Below are 18,487 nucleotides of genomic sequence, written 5' to 3' on the forward strand. Positions count from 1 at the left end.
GCGAGCGATCTGCCGATGTGCAGATCTGCACATGTCTTTTCCAGCGCATCCGGGAGACTCTGGGCGTCGCAAGAGCAACGCCCAGAGTTCAAAGGAGCAACCGGAATGAAGAAGCCGTCATCGAAGATCAGGGAGGAAATCGCAAGACTCCAGGATCAGCTCAAGCAGGCCGAGACCCGTGAGGCCGAACGCGTTGGTCGCATCGCACTGAAAGCCGGCCTCGGGGAGATCGAGATCGACGAGGCGGACCTTCAGGCGGCCTTGGAGGAGATCGCCAAACGGTTTCGCGGAGGCAAAGGTATTGCAACCGGAAAGAAGGATTCCGGAGATGGCCGAAACGCAAGCGGGGCCTCCACGGCGCAGTCGTCTGGCGCGGATGCGGGCGGCATTGGTGAGGCTTGAGCGGATGGCAAAGACGATAACATCAGATGCGCGCAAGAAGGGCACGCGCGAAAAAATCGAACTCGGCGGCCTGATCGTCAAAGCCGGACTGCGCTACGAGAAGCGTTCTCTGCTGCTCGGCCTGCTGATCGACGCCAACAGACGGATCAGGGGCGACGAGACGGAGAAGGCCCGGCTGGCGGCAATCGGCGCGGAGGCCTTTGGCAATGAGGGCGAATAGGCTGCTACTGGCAATCCTGCCCGCGGCGATCATGCTCGCGGCGATGATCCTGACGTCAGGCATGGAATATCGGTTGTCGGCGCTCGGAACATCAGCGCAAGCGAAGCTGATGCTGGGAAGGGCTGGTCTCGCCCTGCCTCATGTGGTGGCTGCCGCGATCGGCGTCGTCGCGCTCTTTGCCGCCAATGGTTCGACGCATATCAAGGTGGCCGGTTTGAGCGTTCTGGCAGGAAGTGCTGTGGTCATCATCATCGCCATGACACGCGAAACGATCCGCCTGGCTGGTGTTGCCGGCAATGTGCCAGCTGGCCAAACGGTTCTCGCATATGCCGATCCGGCAACGATGATTGGCGTTGGCGTCGCCTTCATCGGAAGCGTCTTTGCCTTGCGGGTTGCGATCAAGGGGAATGCAGCCTTCGCAATGGCTGCACCAAAGCGGATCGGTGGCAGGCGTGCAGTCCATGGCGAGGCCGACTGGATGAAGATGCAGGAGGCCGGAACGCTGTTTCCTGAGCACGGCGGCATCGTCATCGGCGAGCGGTATCGCGTTGATCGCGATAGTGTTGCCGCCATGCCGTTCCGGGCCGATGACAAGCAAAGCTGGGGCGGCGGCGGCAAGGCGCCACTGCTCTGCTTCGATGGTTCCTTCGGCTCGTCGCATGGCATCGTCTTTGCCGGTTCCGGTGGATTCAAAACGACCTCAGTAACAATACCGACCGCGCTCAAATGGGGCGGCGGTCTCGTTGTGCTGGATCCGTCAAGCGAGGTTGCTCCGATGGTCAGCGAGCACCGGCGCCAGGCCGGCCGGAAGGTGATCGTGCTCGATCCCACAGCGTCTGGTGTCGGCTTCAATGCGCTGGACTGGATTGGCCGTCATGGCAATACGAAGGAAGAAGACATCGTCGCCGTCGCCACCTGGATCATGACCGACAATGCACGCACAGCGTCCGCCCGCGACGACTTCTTTCGCGCCTCGGCCATGCAGCTTCTAACCGCACTCATCGCCGACGTTTGTCTGTCCGGCCATACCGATGAGAAAGAGCAGACGCTGCGCCGTGTCCGGGCTAATCTTTCCGAACCGGAGCCCAAGCTTCGGGCACGTTTGACGAAGATTTATGAACAGTCGGAATCCGACTTCGTGAAGGAGAACGTCGCGGTTTTCGTCAACATGACGCCGGAGACGTTTTCCGGTGTCTACGCCAATGCGGTCAAGGAAACACACTGGCTGTCGTACACGAACTATGCCGCCCTCGTTTCTGGTGACAGTCTCTCAACTGACGATCTCGCCGAGGGCGGAACGGACATCTTCATCGCACTTGATCTGAAGGTGCTGGAAGCGCATCCCGGCCTGGCGCGTGTCGTCATCGGCTCGCTGCTCAACGCCATTTACAATCGCAATGGTGATGTGAAGGGGCGCACGCTATTTCTGTTCGATGAAGTGGCCCGTCTCGGATTCCTGCGCATCCTTGAAACGGCCCGCGATGCCGGTCGCAAATATGGCATCACGCTAACGCTGATCTTCCAGTCGCTCGGCCAGATGCGCGAGGCTTATGGAGGGCGTGATGCGACGAGCAAATGGTTCGAATCCGCATCCTGGATTTCGTTTTCTGCAATCAACGATCCCGACACCGCCGACTATATCTCGAAGCGCTGCGGCGACACCACCGTTGAGGTCGATCAGACCAACAGATCGTCCGGAATGAAGGGATCGTCGCGGTCGCGGTCCAAGCAGTTGAGCCGCCGACCACTGATCCTGCCGCACGAGGTGCTGCGGATGCGCGCCGATGAACAGATTGTCTTCACCTCGGGCAATGCACCCCTTCGATGCGGGCGCGCCATGTGGTTCCGGCGCGAGGACATGAAGGCCTGTGTCGCAGAGAACCGGTTTCAGAAAAACTCTTTCGGCACGGACAATCCGGCTTTGAATTAGATCGAGGGAGCAACCATGAGATATTGGGAAGCCTGTGAAGCACAGGTCACAGCTGAAGAGGCAATCGAAGAATGCCGCATCCACGAGATCGACGCCGTTGCCCGCCAGCTCGACAGCGCCATCATCGATCTGCAGACCGGTGATGTCATCGCTTATGTCGATGAGGCGGGAGAATATTCTGGCGCCGATATTCTTGGATATCTGGGATATTGATGATGAACGGTGAAGTGAGGTCCATGGCCTCGATGGCAAGGAACGAAACCTGTCAACCAGCTCACAAAATCCGGCGTTCGTCACGGAAGTCAGTGTGGTTGCTCGTGCTGTTTTGCGCAATGATCGGGACGGCACAAACGGGCGATCAGCTCCGAGCGTCGTTCACGCTGTGCGATACGGGAAGACGGACGACCTGCGTTGTGGACGGGGACACCTTCTGGCTGGAGGGCGTCAAGATCCGCATTGCCGATATCGACGCGCCGGAAATCTCGCAGCCGGCCTGTGAAGAGGAACGCCTGGCCGGCGAAGCAGCAAAGTTGCGATTGCTCCAGCTGCTCAATGCGGCGGCCGAATTTTCGCTGGTGGCTGGTGTACGGGACGAAGATCCTTATGGCCGAAAGCTGCGTATCGTTTCACGCGCAGGCAAGTCGCTCGGCGAGCAGCTGGTGCGGGAGAAGCTTGGCCGACGCTGGGGCAGCCCCCGGATCGATTGGTGTGGCGGCGATATGCACTGAAAGGTCGCCTGCCTGCATCCGCCGTAGTGTTTCCGCGAGAGGATCGTCACCGGAATCGGCCGAAACCGCGTTGCGGGTTCGGTGAGCGGAGCGAGTAGAACCGTGCGGCGAAGCCGTCTCACCCAACCGGAGCCGATTACCGATATTCATCACGAAAATGAATCGAAAGTGGCCATTCGATTCAGAAGTGTCGTTGGACCGTAGCGTGAAGATCGACGATCATGCGGGGATGGGTATTCATCACTACCAGCTTTATTGCCAGAGGATCGACGCCAACAGGAACATGGCCCGATATTACGCGCTTGCGATCCGGCCAACCCTGTTCGGAGAAACCGCGTTGGTACGGACATGGGGACGGATCGGCAAGGCGGGCGGGGAGATGACCGAGGTGTTCGGCAATGAGAATGATGCGATATCGCGCTTTCTCGAATTGTTACTGCAGAAGCGCAAAAGGGGCTATCAACCGGCAAGAAGCTGTGGAAACCCCTGCAGGAGCGCCACTCTAAGGACAACGCCGCATGACAACGTAACGATCGCCTGAAAGGGTTTTCCCGTCTTTAACGAGGAAACCGTCATGACCACAACCAATGAAATCGCCGAAAAGATCGCATCCGAACAGAACCTGACCAAAGCCCAGGCGAAATCGATCGTCGAAACCGTCTTCGCGTCGATCACGACGGCAGCCACGTCCGGAGCGGAAACATCTATCCCGGGATTCGGCAAGTTCAAGATCAAGGATACCCCGGAGCGTGAGGCTCGCAATCCGGCAACCGGCGCCACCATCAAGGTTGCCGCTGCGAAGAAGCTTACGTTTCAGCCTGCCAAAGCACTGAAAGATGTGCTGAACAAGTGAGCCGCACCGCGGTAAGCGGGGTCATCAGGGGGGAGCCGCCAAAGGCAGACGGCGCAGCGTCATCGGCGCTGCTTGCCATCACGCTTAAGCTGATCTCGATCTCGATGGCAATCGGACGGTGGTGGCAGCATTGCGGGTGTATGCCACCCTCAGAAGGGCGGCACGGCGTCAACGGAACCGTCCTGCTCGGCCATGATAACGGCCAGTTCGGCCAGAGCCAGTTCCAGCTCCGCGGCAATCTGGCGACGCTCGTCAGGGTGGCAATGGTTCATCTCGGGGCGCAGTTCTTCGATATGTTGTTCCAGTAGCATCGTCATCTCCTTGACGTTTGAGAAAGATGACGCCGCGGGGCGTGAGGAAATGACGGGGTCAGGGATCGCGTCGGCGACCGCCAGAGGCGGCGAGTGGGGTGCCGGTTTTGTTGAAGCGCAGGGAACCGGAGCGGAAGCAAAATCGGGGGGCCACGCGAAGTCCTTGAGGCCGGCATTTGCTCGCGGCACGATTGGTCACTCTGAGCAGACCCCGCCTCTCCGTATCGCGACCGGAAGAAGAAGCGGGCTAGATGCCCGGTTCCTTCTTGGTTTGAACAAGGGAAAAGCCCCGCCGTTTCCGGCAGGGCTTCCGTCTTTGATCAGGCGTCGCGCTTCGGGCGGTTCCAGACCAACGTATAGTCGCCTTCCCTCTCGGTCGGCCAAAGTGCCGCATTGATCGGGGCCGGAAAGCTCGGATCGTCGAGCTTGACCGAGATGTAGGGCTCTCCGTCGCCGGAAACCTGGCTCCAGGCGGCGCCGACTTCGGCCGCTCCGGACATGATCCGGAAGTCGGGAGCGTCGCGGGATGTGCGTTCGATCGGGTTCAGGCGGGCCTTCATGGAGACCGTCAGAGTGCGTACGTGGCCGAGGATGGTGTTGCCGTTGGTGGTGAATTCGCCGATGATTGCCATTGTCGTGATCCTTTCGGTTTGATCGGGCCGCGACCATCGCGTCCTCGATGACTGTCGATTTGATCGGGGACGATCGGACCGCATCCCCAGGGACCGGAATGCAATGGAGGGCGGCGGGAGACGGCTTTCTTGGACCGCGAGGAATGCGAACGCAGGTCGCAGGGGAAGAAAGGTGGCGATGCCGTTGCGGGCGAACGATCGAGGCGCAGCCGCTCTTCGATCAGACATGTCAAATCGAGGCCGCGTTGGCCGCGCCCACTTCCTATGCCCGAATGGATGGCAGCAATGGCCACATCGATCGTTTGGGAATTTGCCGGGCCAATGCGACGAGTCCGCAGAGCGTCGCCGAACTTTCCGTCTCGATGGCGGCTCCGGTTTCAGATCGGTTACATGTCGTCCATGCATGCTCTTGTTCGCCAAAAATTATCCGTTGTTGGCAAGACGCAGGGGCCAGTCACAACAACATCGTTTCGTGCCCGCACGAGGTAAGATCGTGTCCGCTGACACCGGACCGGACAAGCCGCGCTGTCCGTTCCAGAATTTGCGATCAGCATATTCTGTCCTGCACTCAATCGCAGCTGATTGATGCCGCCCCCTCGGTCGACGGTGGGTGTGTCCACGGATCCATGTCGCGGCCATGAACGAAAGTGAGGATACCTCTCAAGGAGAGCGAGCGCTCCGGACCGAGACACCGATTTCCTTCAGTGCAGGAACTAGGCCCGGGTGTCGAAGAAGCTCGATTGCCGGCGTCGCCGCGAGCTTGCGCGTCACCGCACGGTCGTAGACCGCCAGACAATGGGCGCCTGTCAACCGCGATGCGTACAACAATCCGTCGGCATCGAAGGACCCGTAGACGGCCTCGCTCAGCGCCTGCCCATCGTTGTGTGTTTTCGCACGGGCAGCATCGGTACTAACTCCTAGCTTGAGCAGACCGGTGGTTCTCAGATCGAGGACGGTCAAGGGATCGACAGCGGAAACCTCGGCAATCGCCCAGTCTTCGAACTCTGTTTCATCAAGCACCCGGTCGGCGCTGCCCTCGAAGCGGTCACGCACGATCGTTTCGGCAATCGCCGTCGGCAGATCCTGCGCGATGTAGGCCAGGCGAAATCGCCTGTGTGGGCTGGAAAAGCGGCTATTGCCAAAGCCCATGCCGAGTGGCGTCGCCATGTGAGCACGCGGCAAAACGCGCAACCAGGCATTCGGCCGAAACGCCAGTGCGAGATCGGCAACTGTTTTGGGATCGAGCTTCACAGTGTCAGCCGAAATCACGCTCGGCCGCAGCAAGGACCTCGTCCAGACGACCATTTTTCATGAGATCCAACGGTGAGCCGCCGATATCGGGCTTTGTCCGGATCAACCACTGCCAGGCGACACGAGGATTGGCGATGATCCGCGTCACCTGAGCCATGCCCTCTACCGGGCGTCCATCGACGAACTGCGCCAATGGAAAGACATGCTTGCGTTCGCCCCTCAGCAGGCCAATCACCGCGCCACGCCTCTGCCAGTCGTGCAGCGTCGACCGTTTCGTGCCAAATGTCTTTTCGATCTCGGCCGGTCCCGCGACAGGACCGGCCCAGTCCTCGAGACGCGTCGGCTCTGCAAAAGCTGCAAGTCTGCGCCTTCCTTCATCGAGATCGACGGGCGCGGGAAGACCGGCGCCCTGACTGACCTCGACGGACTTGCCAACCGCAAGCGGCGCGAGGCGGACGTCCGCCTCCGCGATGAGGCCAGCGACCGCGACCGCGACGGCTTGCGCCAGCTCGCGCTCGTCGGCAACGAGCCGGCGTTGCTGGTCGGCGGCAAGACGTGCGGTTGCTGCGGTGACTGCGGCGACGACACGCCCCGTCGCGGCAAGCGCCGTCTTGGAAAGACGTGGATTATGACGGGCGAGGACCTCGACGACGTCGGCAATGGCCGCCGGGTTCAACCCAGACAAGGAGGTTGCTGACGATTTTCTGACGGATGTGACCATGTTCCTGCTCCTATCATCTACCACGATAGATAGTACAGATTGTCCGGAATGTCTAGATTGTAGGTCACATTCCCATGGGGCGGATAGGTCCACAGAAAGCTATTGTTTTGCTCGAACCAAAGGACGCCCAAAAAGAGACGAGCGCGATTACGCTACCTCCCTCGTCGCGCAGGCATCCGCCCTTGGCTGAAGACCGTGGAGATAATTGACCGCCCGCTGCGCATGGGCGGCCGCCTGGAAAATTGCCCGTTTGTCGTTGGCCAGCACCGAGAGCCATGACTGCAGATAGGACGCGTGATCCGGCCGCGGCTCAAGTTCCGGCGCGATACCGAGGTCAGCGCAGAGGAAGCAACTGCCAAGTTCGGCAATGAGTTCTTCCCGCGCTCGCTCCGTCCGGTCCTTGGCATAGCGCGACAGGTCGCGTCCCACGCGATGTTCTGCCGCCGTCCAGTGGGTCGCCTCATGGCTGAGGACTGCCGCATACCCGGCGGCATCGCGGAAGGCTTCGAACGGTGGCATCTGGATATAGTCCATGGCCGGAGAATAGTATGCCTGTTTGCCGCCGTGCCGAATGACTGCGCCGGTATTGCGGAAGAACTCGTCGGCGTGACCGATGCGCTCGATCGGGCTCAGGAGCGGTTCGGGTACGCCATGATAGTGGTCAGGCAGGCCGTCGATCTGCGCCACGTTGAACACCGTGTACGATTTAAGGAACGGAATATCGCGCTCCACCTCGCCGCCATTGCTGTCGGTCTCCGACTTGGTGAAGCGGCTTGCATAGATGACCGTCGTTCCGGTCTCGCCCTTGCGAACAGCTCCATCCAGCTGCAAGGCCTGTTTGAACGTCATCCATGTCGGCGAGACATAGCCCCTCGCTGTGCTCTCCGACCACAACAGCAGCACGTTGAGGCCACTATAGGCTTCGCCATTGTGGCGTAGCGGCCGGCTGATCCGTCCCGTCGTGTTTACGGCCGACCACGGCTTCATCCATGGACGCACGCCTTTTTCCAGGTCAGCGACGATCCTGTCGGTGATCCGCGCATAGAGATCGACGCGTTCGCCCTGCTTATTTCTCTTCATTTCGTTGAACCTCCGTTTTCGGAGGTCGCGACCATCGCGACCCCGTCGCGGTGGTCCAAAAGCCGGGCAGATCAGGGATGAGCGCACGCGGAACGCGCCGTAACAACGTGAAGGAGGGCGAAGCCCTTGCGCGAAACCCTAGCCCCGGCAGGACCGGAGGCGGGACGGGTCGCGATGAGACCGATTATTGCGCCTCTTCCTCGGCGCGAGCGAGCGACTTCACCAGCAGGACAACTTTCTGCCGCACGGCAGCCGAAGGGATCTGCATAAAGGCGCGGTTGAGATTGAAGCCTTCCCTCGAAGACAGGAACAGCGCAACCTCGTCGGTCTCGCGTGTGATATGGGGATTATCGTCGTCTTGCCGCCCACCCTGGTTTCCGTCGAAGAAATAGGACATCGGAACATCCAGCGCCGTCGCGATCTGGCTGAGGCGGCTGGCGCCCACGCGGTTGGCGCCCTTCTCGTATTTCTGGACCTGCTGGAAGGTCACGCCAAGCTTGCCCGCCAATGACTGCTGGGACATCCTTAAAAGCTTCCGCTTCAGCTTAATACGGGCGCCGACTTCGACGTCGATCGCGTGCGGGGCTTTCCTTGTATCACTCAATTATCCGGCTCCTTCCGCATGTGATGGCTGCAGAATGAAGCAACAATTGTATCCGTTGCAAGGCCGCATTCTCATACGCGCATGATCGAAGGGAGGATTTCCCCGGCTTTGAAACTACTTGTCCGGGCTTGGCCCGGTTGCAACCTCTTCGGTCCGCCCAGCCTCTGCCGACGTCTGTCTCTCTCGCCGGATTTCCTCGACGCGCAACTGCGCTGACAGGCGATCCGCCTCATCGACCGGAGTGACAGGTGTACCGGTTGCATCATGACGCATGGCGTCCGGCTGCGCGCTCGCCAGCAGATAGTTCTTCGAGCGCGCATAGGCGGCAATCGCCCTGCGCAGGCGCACTGCCGGCACATCGGGTTGCAACGAGGAGCGGAACGTATCGAATATGCCGATCACAAACGGTAGGATCGGATCACCGTCTTTTACGGGAAGAACCGGCGCCGGGGTCGAAAGAAGCGCGTTGATGGCCGCGGCCTTTCGCAAATCGGAGGCGTTGGCCAACACGGGTCCCTGTGACTTCGGCCAAGGTTTGGTCCTGGGGGCTGAAACGGTTTCCATGGATATCCTTTCGAAATCGATCTCCTCGCATATAAGCATGCAGTTCTGACGAAAACAGGACAACCGTCTATGTGAAGGTCTGGCGGGGCTGGAGCCCCGCCGCGATGGGTGTTACTCGAAGGCGGATAGCTGCGCTGCGGCTGCCTTGCGGTCGAGCGTCTGGCCGGGGTTCTCGACCGGGCGGTCGAACGGCTTCCAGGTTTCGCCGACCACTTGCTCATAGGCAGCAACAGCGCCGACGGCTGCCATTCTGAGCGCATGCGCCTGGATACCCATGTCAGCTGCGAATTCGCGCTTGCGCTGGGCGGCGCTGTCGTAACCGACCGGACCGTCGAGATCCTCGTCGCGGGCATCCGCAGCACTCTTGGCGGTGGCGTCCCGCGCCTCAGTGACGGCGCGGGAGTAGAACTGGCCAGCGCCATGGGCCGATCCGACATAGGCGCCGACGATGCGCTGCAGATGGATCTGCATCGCCCGTTCGCCAAGGCCATCGGAAAGAGCAGTTGCGGTCTCGACGATCAGGCGCTCGTGCATGTCGCGGATGCCGTCGCTATCGAGAATGGCGGTGCCAAAACTTTCGGCGATCCGGAGCGCCTGGGTTTCGTCGGGGCATGCAAGGCGGACCATTTCGAGGGTGGCGCCTTTGCGCAGCGGCACGACGCGCGCGGAGGGGCGAGCTGATTGGCGGGACTGGGTGGTGGACTTTGCCATGATTGGTTTCCTTCTTGCTTCACCGAAGCGTCGGCCCCCTGGCCGTTCCGTCCTTCGGTGCGGCGACAAGGAACCGGCGCAAACCGGGCGGTTCAGGGTCCGGGCAGGCCAGATCGAGCGAAGAAGGCATGCGGTCAAGCGGGGCTGCCCAAGCCCTTGCGAAGCCCGCGTGCCTGCTTTGTCGAGAGCGGCATGACCGGCCGCCCCGCGGCGCGACAGCGGCCTTGAACCGAACGGGCGCCGGTTCAGACCGCCACGAAACCGAAGGACGGAACGGCCAGAGGCAAACCTCGGATACCGAAGTGGAGAGGAAACCATGCAAGACCTGCGCCAGGCCAGGCCAGGCCAATCCACCCTTCCTACCTCCCTGCCTTACTTGCCAGCCATCACAGGCGCCGGACGTCACCGCTGGCTTGCGGCGCAGTTTGACCAGCGTTGCCGGGGAGAGCTGTACGGGCACGCAAGGATGCAATTGCCGCTTCCTGCCGCGCGAGCTTCCTCGAGAGCGCATCGATTTCCGGCTGCCGCTCGGCGGTGATGGCGGCGAGATTGGTGCGATAGCGGTTGAGGAACGCGTCCGGCTCATGCGGTCTGCCACGTCGATTCCTGGGTTTGCGCGCGCCAAGCGATGGTATCAGGGCGGTCATCTTGCGGATGATCTGACGCTCGATCATGCCGATCTGGTGCCGCGTCTGCCGGCAGGCGTCCTCCATGCGCCGCAATTCCACGTGGTGGTCGATGGAGGAGATCATGCCGCATCCCTCCCGTTCCATGATGCGAAGCTCGATGGGCCGTCAAATGCCGCATACCGGGTCTCGTCTATGACGAAGCCGAAACCGCCGGCCTGATAGTCTACGGACGGCACCAGAAAGCGGCGTTCCTCCACACCGTGATCGCGCCTGCCACCACGCGTGGCGATGACCTCCGTCATGCCGGGATGATGGTCCGAGCGAAGCGCGGAGATCACGACCCAGTCGTTGGCATGTCGCAGCTCGAAGGCCCGCCGATCTTTTTCCATGGATTCACCGGGAACGAGAACCCGGCCGAAGACTGCCTCACATGCGTCCGGCCAGCAATCGCGGATCATTTTGTCTGCGCATTTTCGCTCGAACACGGTGAAGAGATCCGGAAACGTCAGCGCGACGATGGCCCACTCGGCATCCTCTTCATAAAATCCGCTGTCGCGACCCAACATCGGATGGACCCGGGCGTTGCGCTCAGCCGAGAGTTTGAAGCCGCCATGTCCCACCGTGGTGTGGAAAACCACACCCTCGGCATAGATCGTCGCGCCTTGCGACGGACCCCAGGGCGTGTTGCAGTGTATCCGCGCGGGTCTGCGTGCAAGGAGAAGCAGCTCGCGGCTATGCTCGGCCTGTTCGAACATCCGCGCACGAAATACCGGCTCATCCTCGATCCTCCCGTGATGAGAATAGAAGTCCTCCCGTTTGAGATCGGCAAGTGGCCGTGGAACCTGCCATGCGGAGCTCAGAAAATACTGACCGTTCCGCGCTGGCATCATGGCGAAGACAAGGTCTCCGATGCGCGCCACGGTGAGGCCGTCTGCACTTCTTCCAAATTCGATCCCTGATGTGTCAGGGGTGGATGGACTGGCCGTTTCAGGAGTGGGACCCTTCATCCTGCGACCCTCCCTTCGACGACATCGGCGGCGATCTCGTCGGCGGTCACGTCTTCAAGGACTGCGGACGGGTAACCGTGCCGCGACAGCCAGTCTTTCGCCGCCGCGCGGTTCGCCGCCAGATGCACGAGTTCGGCAGTGTCGCCGGCACGGTCGAAGACGCGGCAACTGCCTGTGGCAGGACGCTCGACAACGCGGAACGTCAATTTGGTTTCAAGCGAGAACGTACGGTGGATGCGGATGGTAATAACACCGCCGCCGCCAAAATCGCCTTCGTGCAGCGTGACGTTTGCCGGCAGGATGATGCTGCCGGTGGCGCGCTCGTCCTGCTTGCGGATCAACCGGCCGGAGCTATTGTTGGTCTTCCAGGCGAAAAGCTTTTTGCGATGCCGTTCGGGTGGCCGCGGCGTGCCGTCGGACCATTGAAGGATGGTGCCGATCGGTGCCAGAAATGCGAGATGTGCAGACATGCGACTTCTCCCTGAATTTGAGGGGATGCTGGAAACAGAAGCGCCGCCGATAGAGACCATCGGCGGCGGGGCTGCATTCGGAGAGGAATTGGAAGCGGCTATTCCGCGGCGATCCCGTAAGCGTCCTGTTCCTCGTCCGGCGCGCCGGCTTCGGATCCCTCGTCGAGCGCATCGGGAAGATCGTCCTCACCTTCGAAGGGATCGGCACTCTCTTCCTCAAGGGCCGCAGTCTCAGTGCCGCCCTCGATGTCGGCCTCCTCCTCATCCCCCACAGCCTCGCCGTGTTTGATCAGATCGGTGACGTCCTGGCGGTCGGGTGCAAAGAGCGCGGAAGCGTGGACAAAGCGTTCCTGACCGAAATGATCGACAAGAGCCGCCCGCGTCCCCCGCACCTTCTCGCGCGGGAGCACGTTTGCCTCCTTCGCCGCCGCCTCCAGCGCCTGCCGCGACAGGCACAACAGAAAATCTTCCGAACCCATGTTGGGCAGGAAGCTGTCGGCGCCGATGGCGTCGCCGGCGATACGCGACACCACGCCACTGTTCGACATGCCGCGCCGGCATGACAGCACGTCGATCAGCACCGAGCGGGCAGCGACACGCACCGTCTCCATGTCGAAAGCGAGCTTGCCGTCCTCGGAGAGCAGCCGGGCGGCATGGCGCCCGAAGCGCTTCGGCCCGTACACGCTGTCGCTGACGCCGGAATCGACACGGACGTTCCGACCGGCGAAGGCAAGAACAAGCAGCGCCATCAGCATGTCGTCCTCGATTGGCGCGCGGCCGAGCGCCTCGTGCAGGGCATTGGTGCGGAAGTCGCCGATCATGTCCTGACCCTTCTGGGTGACATCCGGCCGCGGCTTCGGTGCGTCGATGATCGGATCATCGACTGCTCCTGCCGCATCGTTACCAGCGGAAGCATCACCCTTACTCTTCTTCTTGTCTTCGGGCATGCGGAAAGCAACCGACTGCACCTTGCCGTCACGGTCAAGATACATGGCAATATGGTCGGACTTCGACGGCTTGCCGTAAATGCGCTCGGCCTTCTTCGGCAGTTCCGGCTGACCCCAGTTATTGACCTCGACGATCGCGCCCTTCTTGGGAAGGTTGCTGGTCATCCATTCCTGCTGGGCGCCGAGGAAGGCCTCGACATTGGTCGTGTAGCGGCTGTCCTGATCGGCCGGCGCGAACAGGTCCTCGACCCATTCGATACCGTAGGCGGCAGCGAGATCGTCGCCAAAGCTCGCATCCTTAGCGAGCATGCGGGTCTTCGAAAGCGCCCGTGAGATGTTGTACCAGTCGGCGCGCTCGGCCTTCTTCGGCTTGTTGGCCTTCCAGACTTGCCTCTGTTCCTCGATCGATGCGGCGGCGATGGTGCGCAGCTGCTGCTCGTTCGGCATGTCGCCAAGCGCCATATGATCGAGCATGGACGGCAGAACATTGGCGAGAAGCCGCAGTTTGCGGATCTGGCGGACGGGCAAGGCGAGCGCCACGCCAATCGCTTCCTCGGTCCAGCCGAGGGCAACGAGCCGTTCGATGCCGCGCCACTGATCGATAGGATTGAGCGGCTCACGGGCGATGTTCTCGACCATCGAGCGCATGGCGCCGTTGTCATTGGCCGCCTCACGGACGATCACGTCGATTTCCTCGAGGCCCGCGGCTATCGCCTGGGCGACGCGCCGATGCCCGGCCTGAATGATGTAGCCGTTTCCGCCATCGGTTTCCGGCGCGACGATGGGTGGCTGGATGATGCCAACGGCTTTGACCGTCGCCAGCAGCAGCGCATCGGCCTGCGGTGACGATTTCGACCGGCGCGCGTCGTCGGGATTGTTCTTCAGCGCACGGGGATCGATTTTGAGGATCTGCATGGGATTTGCTCTTTCGGGGTTTCGGGGCGGCGGTCGCCACCACTTCCTGTCTTCACTTCTTTGCGAAGACAATTCCCGGACCGCAGAGCGGACGGACCGGCGCAACTGCGCCCGAGCGGCCCTGCCCGTCAGTTCGAGCGGGGCGAAGCCTTGCGAGAACTACGGACAGGGTTGAGGAGGGAGCGGTTGAGCGACAGCGGCGACGAGACGGCCGGTGTGCGAATAAGGTTTTCTCTCCTTGCTTCTCCTTGTTCTTTCAGTTCGCTCCTGACGTTTGCGTTAAAACAGCCGCCATTGAATCATCAGGGGAATTTCGGCCCGCAGAACTCGGAGTTTCGCGACCGTCTCCTGCAGCAACCTAGCGAAAGGGAGCCTATGCTCGAAATCCGCCCGGCAAAAACTATCGATAATGAGAGCATCGTCCAGTTCTGGCACCAGGGACGGCACGACGCACATGCCGACATCGTGCCTTCTGAGGTGTTGGCGTTTCGGACCAAAGACCATTTCAGTCTCTGGCTAAAGGAGGCTCAAGACACGTTCTATGTCGCGACCGAAGACGATCGCGTGCTCGGGTTTGTGTCGGTGAAGAGAGCTGAGGTCGTCAAGCTCTATGTCAGCACACGCGCTCGCGGGACCGGTGTAGCCCATGCCTTGCTCTCACACGCGGAAAGACTGCTGCATGGCGCGGGGATAACGAGGGCAGTGCTGTTCTGTACGGCGGGCAATGTCCGAGCTGAACGATTTTATGAGCGGGAGGGATGGATTCTCGCGCACTCTTTTGAAGATGCCCTTTGGACACCAAAGACCGTCGATAAGAAATTCATGGTGTCTACCTATCGCTTTGAAAAGGATCTGACACCAACCGCTTGAAGCACTTTCGTAAATGTCAGGATGTTCTCATCGCTGTCGTCGATCGCCGCTTGCTGAATACTGAAATGGCCAGACAAACACCGCAAAACTGCATAGATGCCCCGATTGCTTCAGCAGGGATTGGAAAACGGCCCTCAAACATGAAGCCGTAGGCGAGGCCGAAGATCGTCTCAGCTACAATGAGTTGGGCCGCGAGCGCCAGCGGCAGACGACGGGAAGCGACCACCCAGCACCAGGTTGCAAACCACGAGCCAGCCAGCCCCATCACCAGCGCCCATACGAAAAAGCGAGCGGTTTCCGAAGCGGATGCCGTGTCCGCGAGTTCGAACGAAGCCAACGGCAACAGGAGTAGACTTCCGATCGCCGCACCGATTCCCTGCAACCCTGTCCATTGCAGTCCGTCCGGTGCGTCTGCCGATCGCATGACAGCCGCATTCGCCAGACCATAGGCGATCCAGATCGCCAACGCCGCCGAACTGGCGAGCTCCGAGTAAGATCGATGACTTATCCCCAACGTCGGCCGTGCTGATCGTCGCAGCGTTCACAATCGCCACGCCGATTGCGATCAGTGCTAGGGGAAGCGGGAGCGCCTTCCATGGTGCGGAGCGGTCCCTGATATTGGCGGTGATGGCCAGAAACACCGGCATTGTACCGATGATGACTGGCGGCACGGCTGCGCCGGCGAGTTGAACGGCAAAGGCCACACTGATGAAGTATCCGACATATCCAGCCCCACCGAGGAGCAAACCGATCAGGAGCCGTGAGCGAGCAATGCCGGCAAGGGCCGAACCGTCGATCAGCCACCAGCAGCAGACAGGTCAGGCCGAAAATGCCATAGCGGGCAATCGTCAAATCCCATGCCGTGAACGGCGTGACGGCACGCGGGGCAATGAAAGTGCGCCCCAGGGACGACATGCTCGGTGTCCAGAGCCCCAGATTTGTAGAATTCCCACATCTTGCTCATATATGTTCTTGCTATGTTCTGTCCGATTCCATAAACCCCCGTCTTCATCATAACGTTTAGGGGCGCAGAATGGATAACGACCGGGACATGAAGCAACAGACATCTGAACACCGAGAGTCCATGCGATGGCAGCCGTTCGTCCAAACGCTTCTTGCAACATGCGCGTTGGTCGGTGCCGGGATTGGCGGCATGCTTCACTTCCTGAACGTCGGCGAAGGACACCCTGCCTATCAGATATTTGTGCTGCGCCTTTCGGCTTTCGTGTTGATCATTATCTTCTTTTTTCTGGTACTCGCAAATATAATAGTTTTCCTCATGGAATTTGGCCGACTGGACAGAAAGCACGCGGATATAAAATACGTAAGATACGTTATTCGCAGCTTCACAATCGTGTTCACATTGATGCTGGCGGTATCCGCTTACGGTATATTTTTTGCGGGAACCGAGTTTTTCGCAAGGGGTTTGCAGGAGTATATCCAAGTCCTCAGAACTGCTAAGTCCTAGACACGTTGGTCCGCCTTTTTTCAGGACCTAGAAATTATGAATTCTTCATTTTCCCTTCTCAACCTTGCCGATCTCGTCATTAAATGGGACTCCACCCCCTTTTCTTCTGCTTAAGTTCACAATGGCAGGGCCGATTGCGTTAGCGCAATCCCGGAGGTTTCGACCAAAACACCGCCGCAGGCTGTCGGCGCGGTGAACTGTTTTCGAGATGATTAGCGTTAGCTCCTTCTGGAAAAAGAGAGATAGCGAGGGCGCTATAATGAGAGAACAGACGCATACCCCTGACTTTGCCCTTTGCTGTCAAATTCCCGAACGTGCCCAAAGTTTATGATCGACTTTTGAATCGCCCGGGCTTTAGGAATCCCGCACCGGATTGAAGTTTGTGGCGGCCAGTTCGTGAGCGTTCCGCCACTGGTATCGGACGAAAATCAAGTCCGGGTAGCTGGCCATCACGCTTCGATTTTCCTCAATGATCTGGACATTTAATTTCTCGTAGAACCGGCGCGCCGGATGATTGTCGGCCAGAGTCAGCAGGTGTACAGGCCCGTTTCTTTGTTGCGGTGAAAACCGCTGAATACCCGCCGCCAGCAGGCTGCGAGCGACACCTTTCCCCTGATAAGCGGGGGTCGACATACAGATTATGGAGGTATGTTCCGAACTGCGTTTCCTGATCAAACAGGAAGAAAGAAAAGCCCGCCAGTTCATTGTCAAAATGCGCCAGGGTCACACGCAATCTCTCAGGGTCTGAACTCTGCGAAAGGCGCTTCTCCCAGAGGCGAGCTTTTTCATCAGGCATCGTATCCGCCAGATAATCCGCCGCGAGCATGCCCGAATATGCCCGTTGGCTGACGCGGACTTGGAGCGCTATTTGCCTCCCTGTCATCCGGCGTCGCGTCTCTGATTGCCGTTTCGATGCCCACGCGCTCTACCTCCATGCCCAATTACCGACTGGACCCACTGTATGCCAGTCACTCGCGATTGGCGTAGTGCGCTTCAGACCCGGCGCAGGCCCCATTCCCGCTCAAACGCGTCGCTGAACGCCTCCTCGTCTTGAGGCTGAGTGGCAGGAGCGTGCTGCACAGCCTTTTCAACCGGCACAGGCCCCACATCTTTCGCCGTGACCTTGCCGCCCTTTTGCTCGACACCATAGTGAAGCCGCAGACCGGGCTGAAGCGTGGGACAGGCCGGGTCGGCTATGCTGCTCAGGTGCAGAAAAACATCCGGACCACCATCGTCCGGCGTAATGAAGCCAAACCGCTTGGTGGCATCGAACCACTTGACCTTGCCTGTCGGCATATTCTTCTCCCTGCTAGCTGGGCTTTATCTGCGATTGTTTGGCGGACCACATTTCATAATCGCGGAGCAGATCTTCGGCGATCGACTATTGCGGATATTCACGCCGCAAGATCTCGTTCTGCTGCTCCACGTCCGGCGATTGTTGAATGGCTTTGCCGAAAACGGTCAAGTACACTGTGACGCATCAGGGCCAGGCACTCCGGCGAGGCCAGATCACGTGGCAAATGTTCGAGCAAGCCGCTGACGATGACCACCCAGTTGTTGACCACATACGGCCGGTGGACCTCTTCGACCTTGCTTGTGATGTCCTCCAGCATCGAGAGAAGCGCGACAAACCGGACGGGCCAGGTTTCGGGCAGAAATTCCAGCGCCATCATCTCGACCGTCTCACGAATGTCCTCGGGAAGGGCCTCGCAGAACCCATGTCTCGAATATTCGATCAACGATTACTCCTTGCCACGCGGTTCTTCCGCCATATTCAGACGATCTTTGATCTCCTTGCCGGCGCGGAAGAACGGCACCCATTTTTCCTCGACGAGCACCGCGTTGCCGTTGAGGGGATTGCGCCCCGAGCGTGCGGGACGATGCCTTACGACAAAGGTGCCAAAACCCCGGATTTCGACGCGCTCTCCCCGTTCGAGGGCGCCGGTGATTTCATCGAGAACGGAATCGACGGCATTCTCCGCATCGCGACGATGGAGGTATGGATTTCTCGCGGCAAGGAGATCAACAAGCTCGGATTTAATCATGACAGACTTTTTAGCGAAAACGAGGCATTTGGGAAGCCTGTAGGGCCTTCTCAACGACAAACCGTGCGCGGTTCGGCTAGGCCTCGTTACCGTGGTGTTCGCCGCAGCGGACCGCGCCTCATGGAGGTG

At 60.0% G+C, this 18,487-nt stretch carries 26 protein-coding genes; 8 read left to right on the plus strand and 18 right to left on the minus strand.

Annotation, left to right across the window (positions count from 1 at the left end; genetic code table 11):
- The first annotated feature begins 105 nt into the window (after nt 1-105).
- From traC to ACQZ40_RS15385, 7 genes are all read left to right on the plus strand, one after another.
- Entirely contained in the window at nt 106-402 is a 297-nt protein-coding gene (gene traC, locus ACQZ40_RS15355; protein WP_065657596.1) for a conjugal transfer protein TraC, read from the plus strand.
- A 4-nt stretch (nt 403-406) separates the two neighbouring features.
- Nucleotides 407-622 carry a type IV conjugative transfer system coupling protein TraD gene (traD, locus tag ACQZ40_RS15360; protein ID WP_065657595.1) on the plus strand — a complete coding sequence of 72 codons (216 nt, stop codon included), beginning with the start codon at nt 407-409 and terminating at the stop codon, nt 620-622.
- Complete coding sequence (gene traG / locus ACQZ40_RS15365) at nt 609-2,552, plus strand: Ti-type conjugative transfer system protein TraG (RefSeq protein WP_065657594.1); 1,944 nt, start codon at nt 609-611, stop codon at nt 2,550-2,552. Before traD ends, traG begins: the two co-directional genes overlap by 14 nt.
- A gap of 15 nt (nt 2,553-2,567) precedes the next feature.
- A complete protein-coding gene (locus ACQZ40_RS15370) occupies nt 2,568-2,765 on the plus strand; it encodes a hypothetical protein (protein ID WP_012478133.1) in 198 nt (65 codons plus the stop codon).
- 2 nt (nt 2,766-2,767) lie between these two features.
- Nucleotides 2,768-3,280, plus strand: a complete 513-nt coding sequence (locus ACQZ40_RS15375; RefSeq protein WP_234902686.1) for a thermonuclease family protein — start codon at nt 2,768-2,770, stop codon at nt 3,278-3,280.
- A 229-nt stretch (nt 3,281-3,509) separates the two neighbouring features.
- Nucleotides 3,510-3,821, plus strand: a complete 312-nt coding sequence (locus ACQZ40_RS15380; RefSeq protein WP_172691063.1) for a WGR domain-containing protein — start codon at nt 3,510-3,512, stop codon at nt 3,819-3,821.
- Nucleotides 3,822-3,854: 33 nt separating this feature from the next.
- Nucleotides 3,855-4,133 (plus strand): HU family DNA-binding protein, encoded by a 279-nt coding sequence (locus ACQZ40_RS15385; RefSeq protein WP_003517400.1) that lies wholly within the window; start codon nt 3,855-3,857, stop codon nt 4,131-4,133.
- Nucleotides 4,134-4,282: 149 nt separating this feature from the next.
- Here ACQZ40_RS15385 and ACQZ40_RS15390 read toward each other — a convergent pair whose 3' ends face one another.
- The 12 genes from ACQZ40_RS15390 to ACQZ40_RS15445 form a co-directional block, all read right to left on the minus strand.
- A complete protein-coding gene (locus ACQZ40_RS15390; protein WP_174000891.1) occupies nt 4,283-4,444 on the minus strand; it encodes a hypothetical protein in 162 nt (53 codons plus the stop codon).
- A 320-nt stretch (nt 4,445-4,764) separates the two neighbouring features.
- Entirely contained in the window at nt 4,765-5,076 is a 312-nt protein-coding gene (locus ACQZ40_RS15395; protein WP_003517402.1) for a DUF736 domain-containing protein, read from the minus strand.
- A gap of 660 nt (nt 5,077-5,736) precedes the next feature.
- On the minus strand, nt 5,737-6,327 hold the full coding sequence (locus ACQZ40_RS15400) for an RES family NAD+ phosphorylase (protein ID WP_035258913.1): 591 nt from the start codon (nt 6,325-6,327) through the stop codon (nt 5,737-5,739).
- A gap of 4 nt (nt 6,328-6,331) precedes the next feature.
- A complete protein-coding gene (locus ACQZ40_RS15405) occupies nt 6,332-7,048 on the minus strand; it encodes an antitoxin Xre/MbcA/ParS-like domain-containing protein (RefSeq protein WP_065657593.1) in 717 nt (238 codons plus the stop codon).
- A gap of 147 nt (nt 7,049-7,195) precedes the next feature.
- The gene (locus ACQZ40_RS15410) at nt 7,196-8,128 is read right to left on the minus strand and encodes an ArdC family protein (protein WP_065657592.1); all 933 of its coding nucleotides are present in this window, start codon (nt 8,126-8,128) and stop codon (nt 7,196-7,198) included.
- Between the two features lie 184 nt (nt 8,129-8,312).
- A complete protein-coding gene (locus ACQZ40_RS15415) occupies nt 8,313-8,732 on the minus strand; it encodes a helix-turn-helix domain-containing protein (RefSeq protein WP_065657591.1) in 420 nt (139 codons plus the stop codon).
- Nucleotides 8,733-8,846: 114 nt separating this feature from the next.
- Nucleotides 8,847-9,242, minus strand: coding sequence for a ProQ/FINO family protein (locus ACQZ40_RS15420; protein WP_233284305.1), 396 nt, complete (start codon nt 9,240-9,242; stop codon nt 8,847-8,849).
- Nucleotides 9,243-9,407: 165 nt separating this feature from the next.
- Nucleotides 9,408-10,007 carry a hypothetical protein gene (locus ACQZ40_RS15425; RefSeq protein ID WP_065657590.1) on the minus strand — a complete coding sequence of 200 codons (600 nt, stop codon included), beginning with the start codon at nt 10,005-10,007 and terminating at the stop codon, nt 9,408-9,410.
- Between the two features lie 386 nt (nt 10,008-10,393).
- Entirely contained in the window at nt 10,394-10,759 is a 366-nt protein-coding gene (locus ACQZ40_RS15430) for a dsRNA-binding motif domain-containing protein (RefSeq protein WP_065657589.1), read from the minus strand.
- Entirely contained in the window at nt 10,756-11,643 is an 888-nt protein-coding gene (locus tag ACQZ40_RS15435; RefSeq protein ID WP_065657588.1) for a DUF7007 domain-containing protein, read from the minus strand. The genes ACQZ40_RS15430 and ACQZ40_RS15435 overlap by 4 nt, the downstream gene beginning before the upstream one ends.
- Nucleotides 11,640-12,113: a hypothetical protein gene (locus tag ACQZ40_RS15440; RefSeq protein WP_065657587.1), complete on the minus strand. Its 474-nt coding sequence runs from the start codon at nt 12,111-12,113 to the stop codon at nt 11,640-11,642. The genes ACQZ40_RS15435 and ACQZ40_RS15440 overlap by 4 nt, the downstream gene beginning before the upstream one ends.
- Before the next feature lie 98 nt (nt 12,114-12,211).
- Complete coding sequence (locus ACQZ40_RS15445; RefSeq protein ID WP_065657586.1) at nt 12,212-13,975, minus strand: ParB/RepB/Spo0J family partition protein; 1,764 nt, start codon at nt 13,973-13,975, stop codon at nt 12,212-12,214.
- 186 nt (nt 13,976-14,161) lie between these two features.
- On the opposite strand from ACQZ40_RS15445, the gene ACQZ40_RS15450 reads away from it, so the two are divergent.
- Complete coding sequence (locus ACQZ40_RS15450) at nt 14,162-14,845, plus strand: GNAT family N-acetyltransferase (protein ID WP_234902685.1); 684 nt, start codon at nt 14,162-14,164, stop codon at nt 14,843-14,845.
- 16 nt (nt 14,846-14,861) lie between these two features.
- Here ACQZ40_RS15450 and ACQZ40_RS15455 read toward each other — a convergent pair whose 3' ends face one another.
- The 6 genes from ACQZ40_RS15455 to ACQZ40_RS15480 all read right to left on the minus strand — a co-directional run bounded on the left by ACQZ40_RS15455 (nt 14,862) and on the right by ACQZ40_RS15480 (nt 18,358).
- A complete protein-coding gene (locus tag ACQZ40_RS15455; RefSeq protein ID WP_233278993.1) occupies nt 14,862-15,311 on the minus strand; it encodes a hypothetical protein in 450 nt (149 codons plus the stop codon).
- 330 nt (nt 15,312-15,641) lie between these two features.
- Nucleotides 15,642-16,289, minus strand: coding sequence for a hypothetical protein (locus ACQZ40_RS15460; RefSeq protein WP_012478110.1), 648 nt, complete (start codon nt 16,287-16,289; stop codon nt 15,642-15,644).
- 378 nt (nt 16,290-16,667) lie between these two features.
- Complete coding sequence (locus ACQZ40_RS15465; RefSeq protein WP_233278991.1) at nt 16,668-16,946, minus strand: GNAT family N-acetyltransferase; 279 nt, start codon at nt 16,944-16,946, stop codon at nt 16,668-16,670.
- Nucleotides 16,947-17,306: 360 nt separating this feature from the next.
- Nucleotides 17,307-17,609, minus strand: coding sequence for a cold shock domain-containing protein (locus ACQZ40_RS15470; RefSeq protein ID WP_065657585.1), 303 nt, complete (start codon nt 17,607-17,609; stop codon nt 17,307-17,309).
- Between the two features lie 98 nt (nt 17,610-17,707).
- On the minus strand, nt 17,708-18,052 hold the full coding sequence (locus ACQZ40_RS15475) for a hypothetical protein (RefSeq protein ID WP_012478106.1): 345 nt from the start codon (nt 18,050-18,052) through the stop codon (nt 17,708-17,710).
- A gap of 3 nt (nt 18,053-18,055) precedes the next feature.
- Nucleotides 18,056-18,358 carry an integration host factor subunit beta gene (locus tag ACQZ40_RS15480; protein ID WP_012478105.1) on the minus strand — a complete coding sequence of 101 codons (303 nt, stop codon included), beginning with the start codon at nt 18,356-18,358 and terminating at the stop codon, nt 18,056-18,058.
- Nucleotides 18,359-18,487 lie beyond the last annotated feature (129 nt).

The sequence above is a fragment of the Agrobacterium sp. 16-172Ci genome (genome assembly GCF_053522725.1).

Coding starts and splice junctions, on each gene's coding strand:
- traC (WP_065657596.1), top strand. CDS start 106: ATGAAGAAGCCGTCATCGAAGATCAGGGAGGAAATCGCAAGACTCCAG.
- traD (WP_065657595.1), top strand. CDS start 407: ATGGCAAAGACGATAACATCAGATGCGCGCAAGAAGGGCACGCGCGAA.
- traG (WP_065657594.1), top strand. CDS start 609: ATGAGGGCGAATAGGCTGCTACTGGCAATCCTGCCCGCGGCGATCATG.
- ACQZ40_RS15370 (WP_012478133.1), top strand. CDS start 2,568: ATGAGATATTGGGAAGCCTGTGAAGCACAGGTCACAGCTGAAGAGGCA.
- ACQZ40_RS15375 (WP_234902686.1), top strand. CDS start 2,768: ATGAACGGTGAAGTGAGGTCCATGGCCTCGATGGCAAGGAACGAAACC.
- ACQZ40_RS15380 (WP_172691063.1), top strand. CDS start 3,510: ATGGGTATTCATCACTACCAGCTTTATTGCCAGAGGATCGACGCCAAC.
- ACQZ40_RS15385 (WP_003517400.1), top strand. CDS start 3,855: ATGACCACAACCAATGAAATCGCCGAAAAGATCGCATCCGAACAGAAC.
- ACQZ40_RS15390 (WP_174000891.1), bottom strand. CDS start 4,444: ATGCTACTGGAACAACATATCGAAGAACTGCGCCCCGAGATGAACCAT.
- ACQZ40_RS15395 (WP_003517402.1), bottom strand. CDS start 5,076: ATGGCAATCATCGGCGAATTCACCACCAACGGCAACACCATCCTCGGC.
- ACQZ40_RS15405 (WP_065657593.1), bottom strand. CDS start 7,048: ATGGTCACATCCGTCAGAAAATCGTCAGCAACCTCCTTGTCTGGGTTG.
- ACQZ40_RS15410 (WP_065657592.1), bottom strand. CDS start 8,128: ATGAAGAGAAATAAGCAGGGCGAACGCGTCGATCTCTATGCGCGGATC.
- ACQZ40_RS15425 (WP_065657590.1), bottom strand. CDS start 10,007: ATGGCAAAGTCCACCACCCAGTCCCGCCAATCAGCTCGCCCCTCCGCG.
- ACQZ40_RS15430 (WP_065657589.1), bottom strand. CDS start 10,759: ATGATCTCCTCCATCGACCACCACGTGGAATTGCGGCGCATGGAGGAC.
- ACQZ40_RS15435 (WP_065657588.1), bottom strand. CDS start 11,643: ATGAAGGGTCCCACTCCTGAAACGGCCAGTCCATCCACCCCTGACACA.
- ACQZ40_RS15440 (WP_065657587.1), bottom strand. CDS start 12,113: ATGTCTGCACATCTCGCATTTCTGGCACCGATCGGCACCATCCTTCAA.
- ACQZ40_RS15445 (WP_065657586.1), bottom strand. CDS start 13,975: ATGCAGATCCTCAAAATCGATCCCCGTGCGCTGAAGAACAATCCCGAC.
- ACQZ40_RS15465 (WP_233278991.1), bottom strand. CDS start 16,946: ATGTCGACCCCCGCTTATCAGGGGAAAGGTGTCGCTCGCAGCCTGCTG.
- ACQZ40_RS15470 (WP_065657585.1), bottom strand. CDS start 17,609: ATGCCGACAGGCAAGGTCAAGTGGTTCGATGCCACCAAGCGGTTTGGC.
- ACQZ40_RS15480 (WP_012478105.1), bottom strand. CDS start 18,358: ATGATTAAATCCGAGCTTGTTGATCTCCTTGCCGCGAGAAATCCATAC.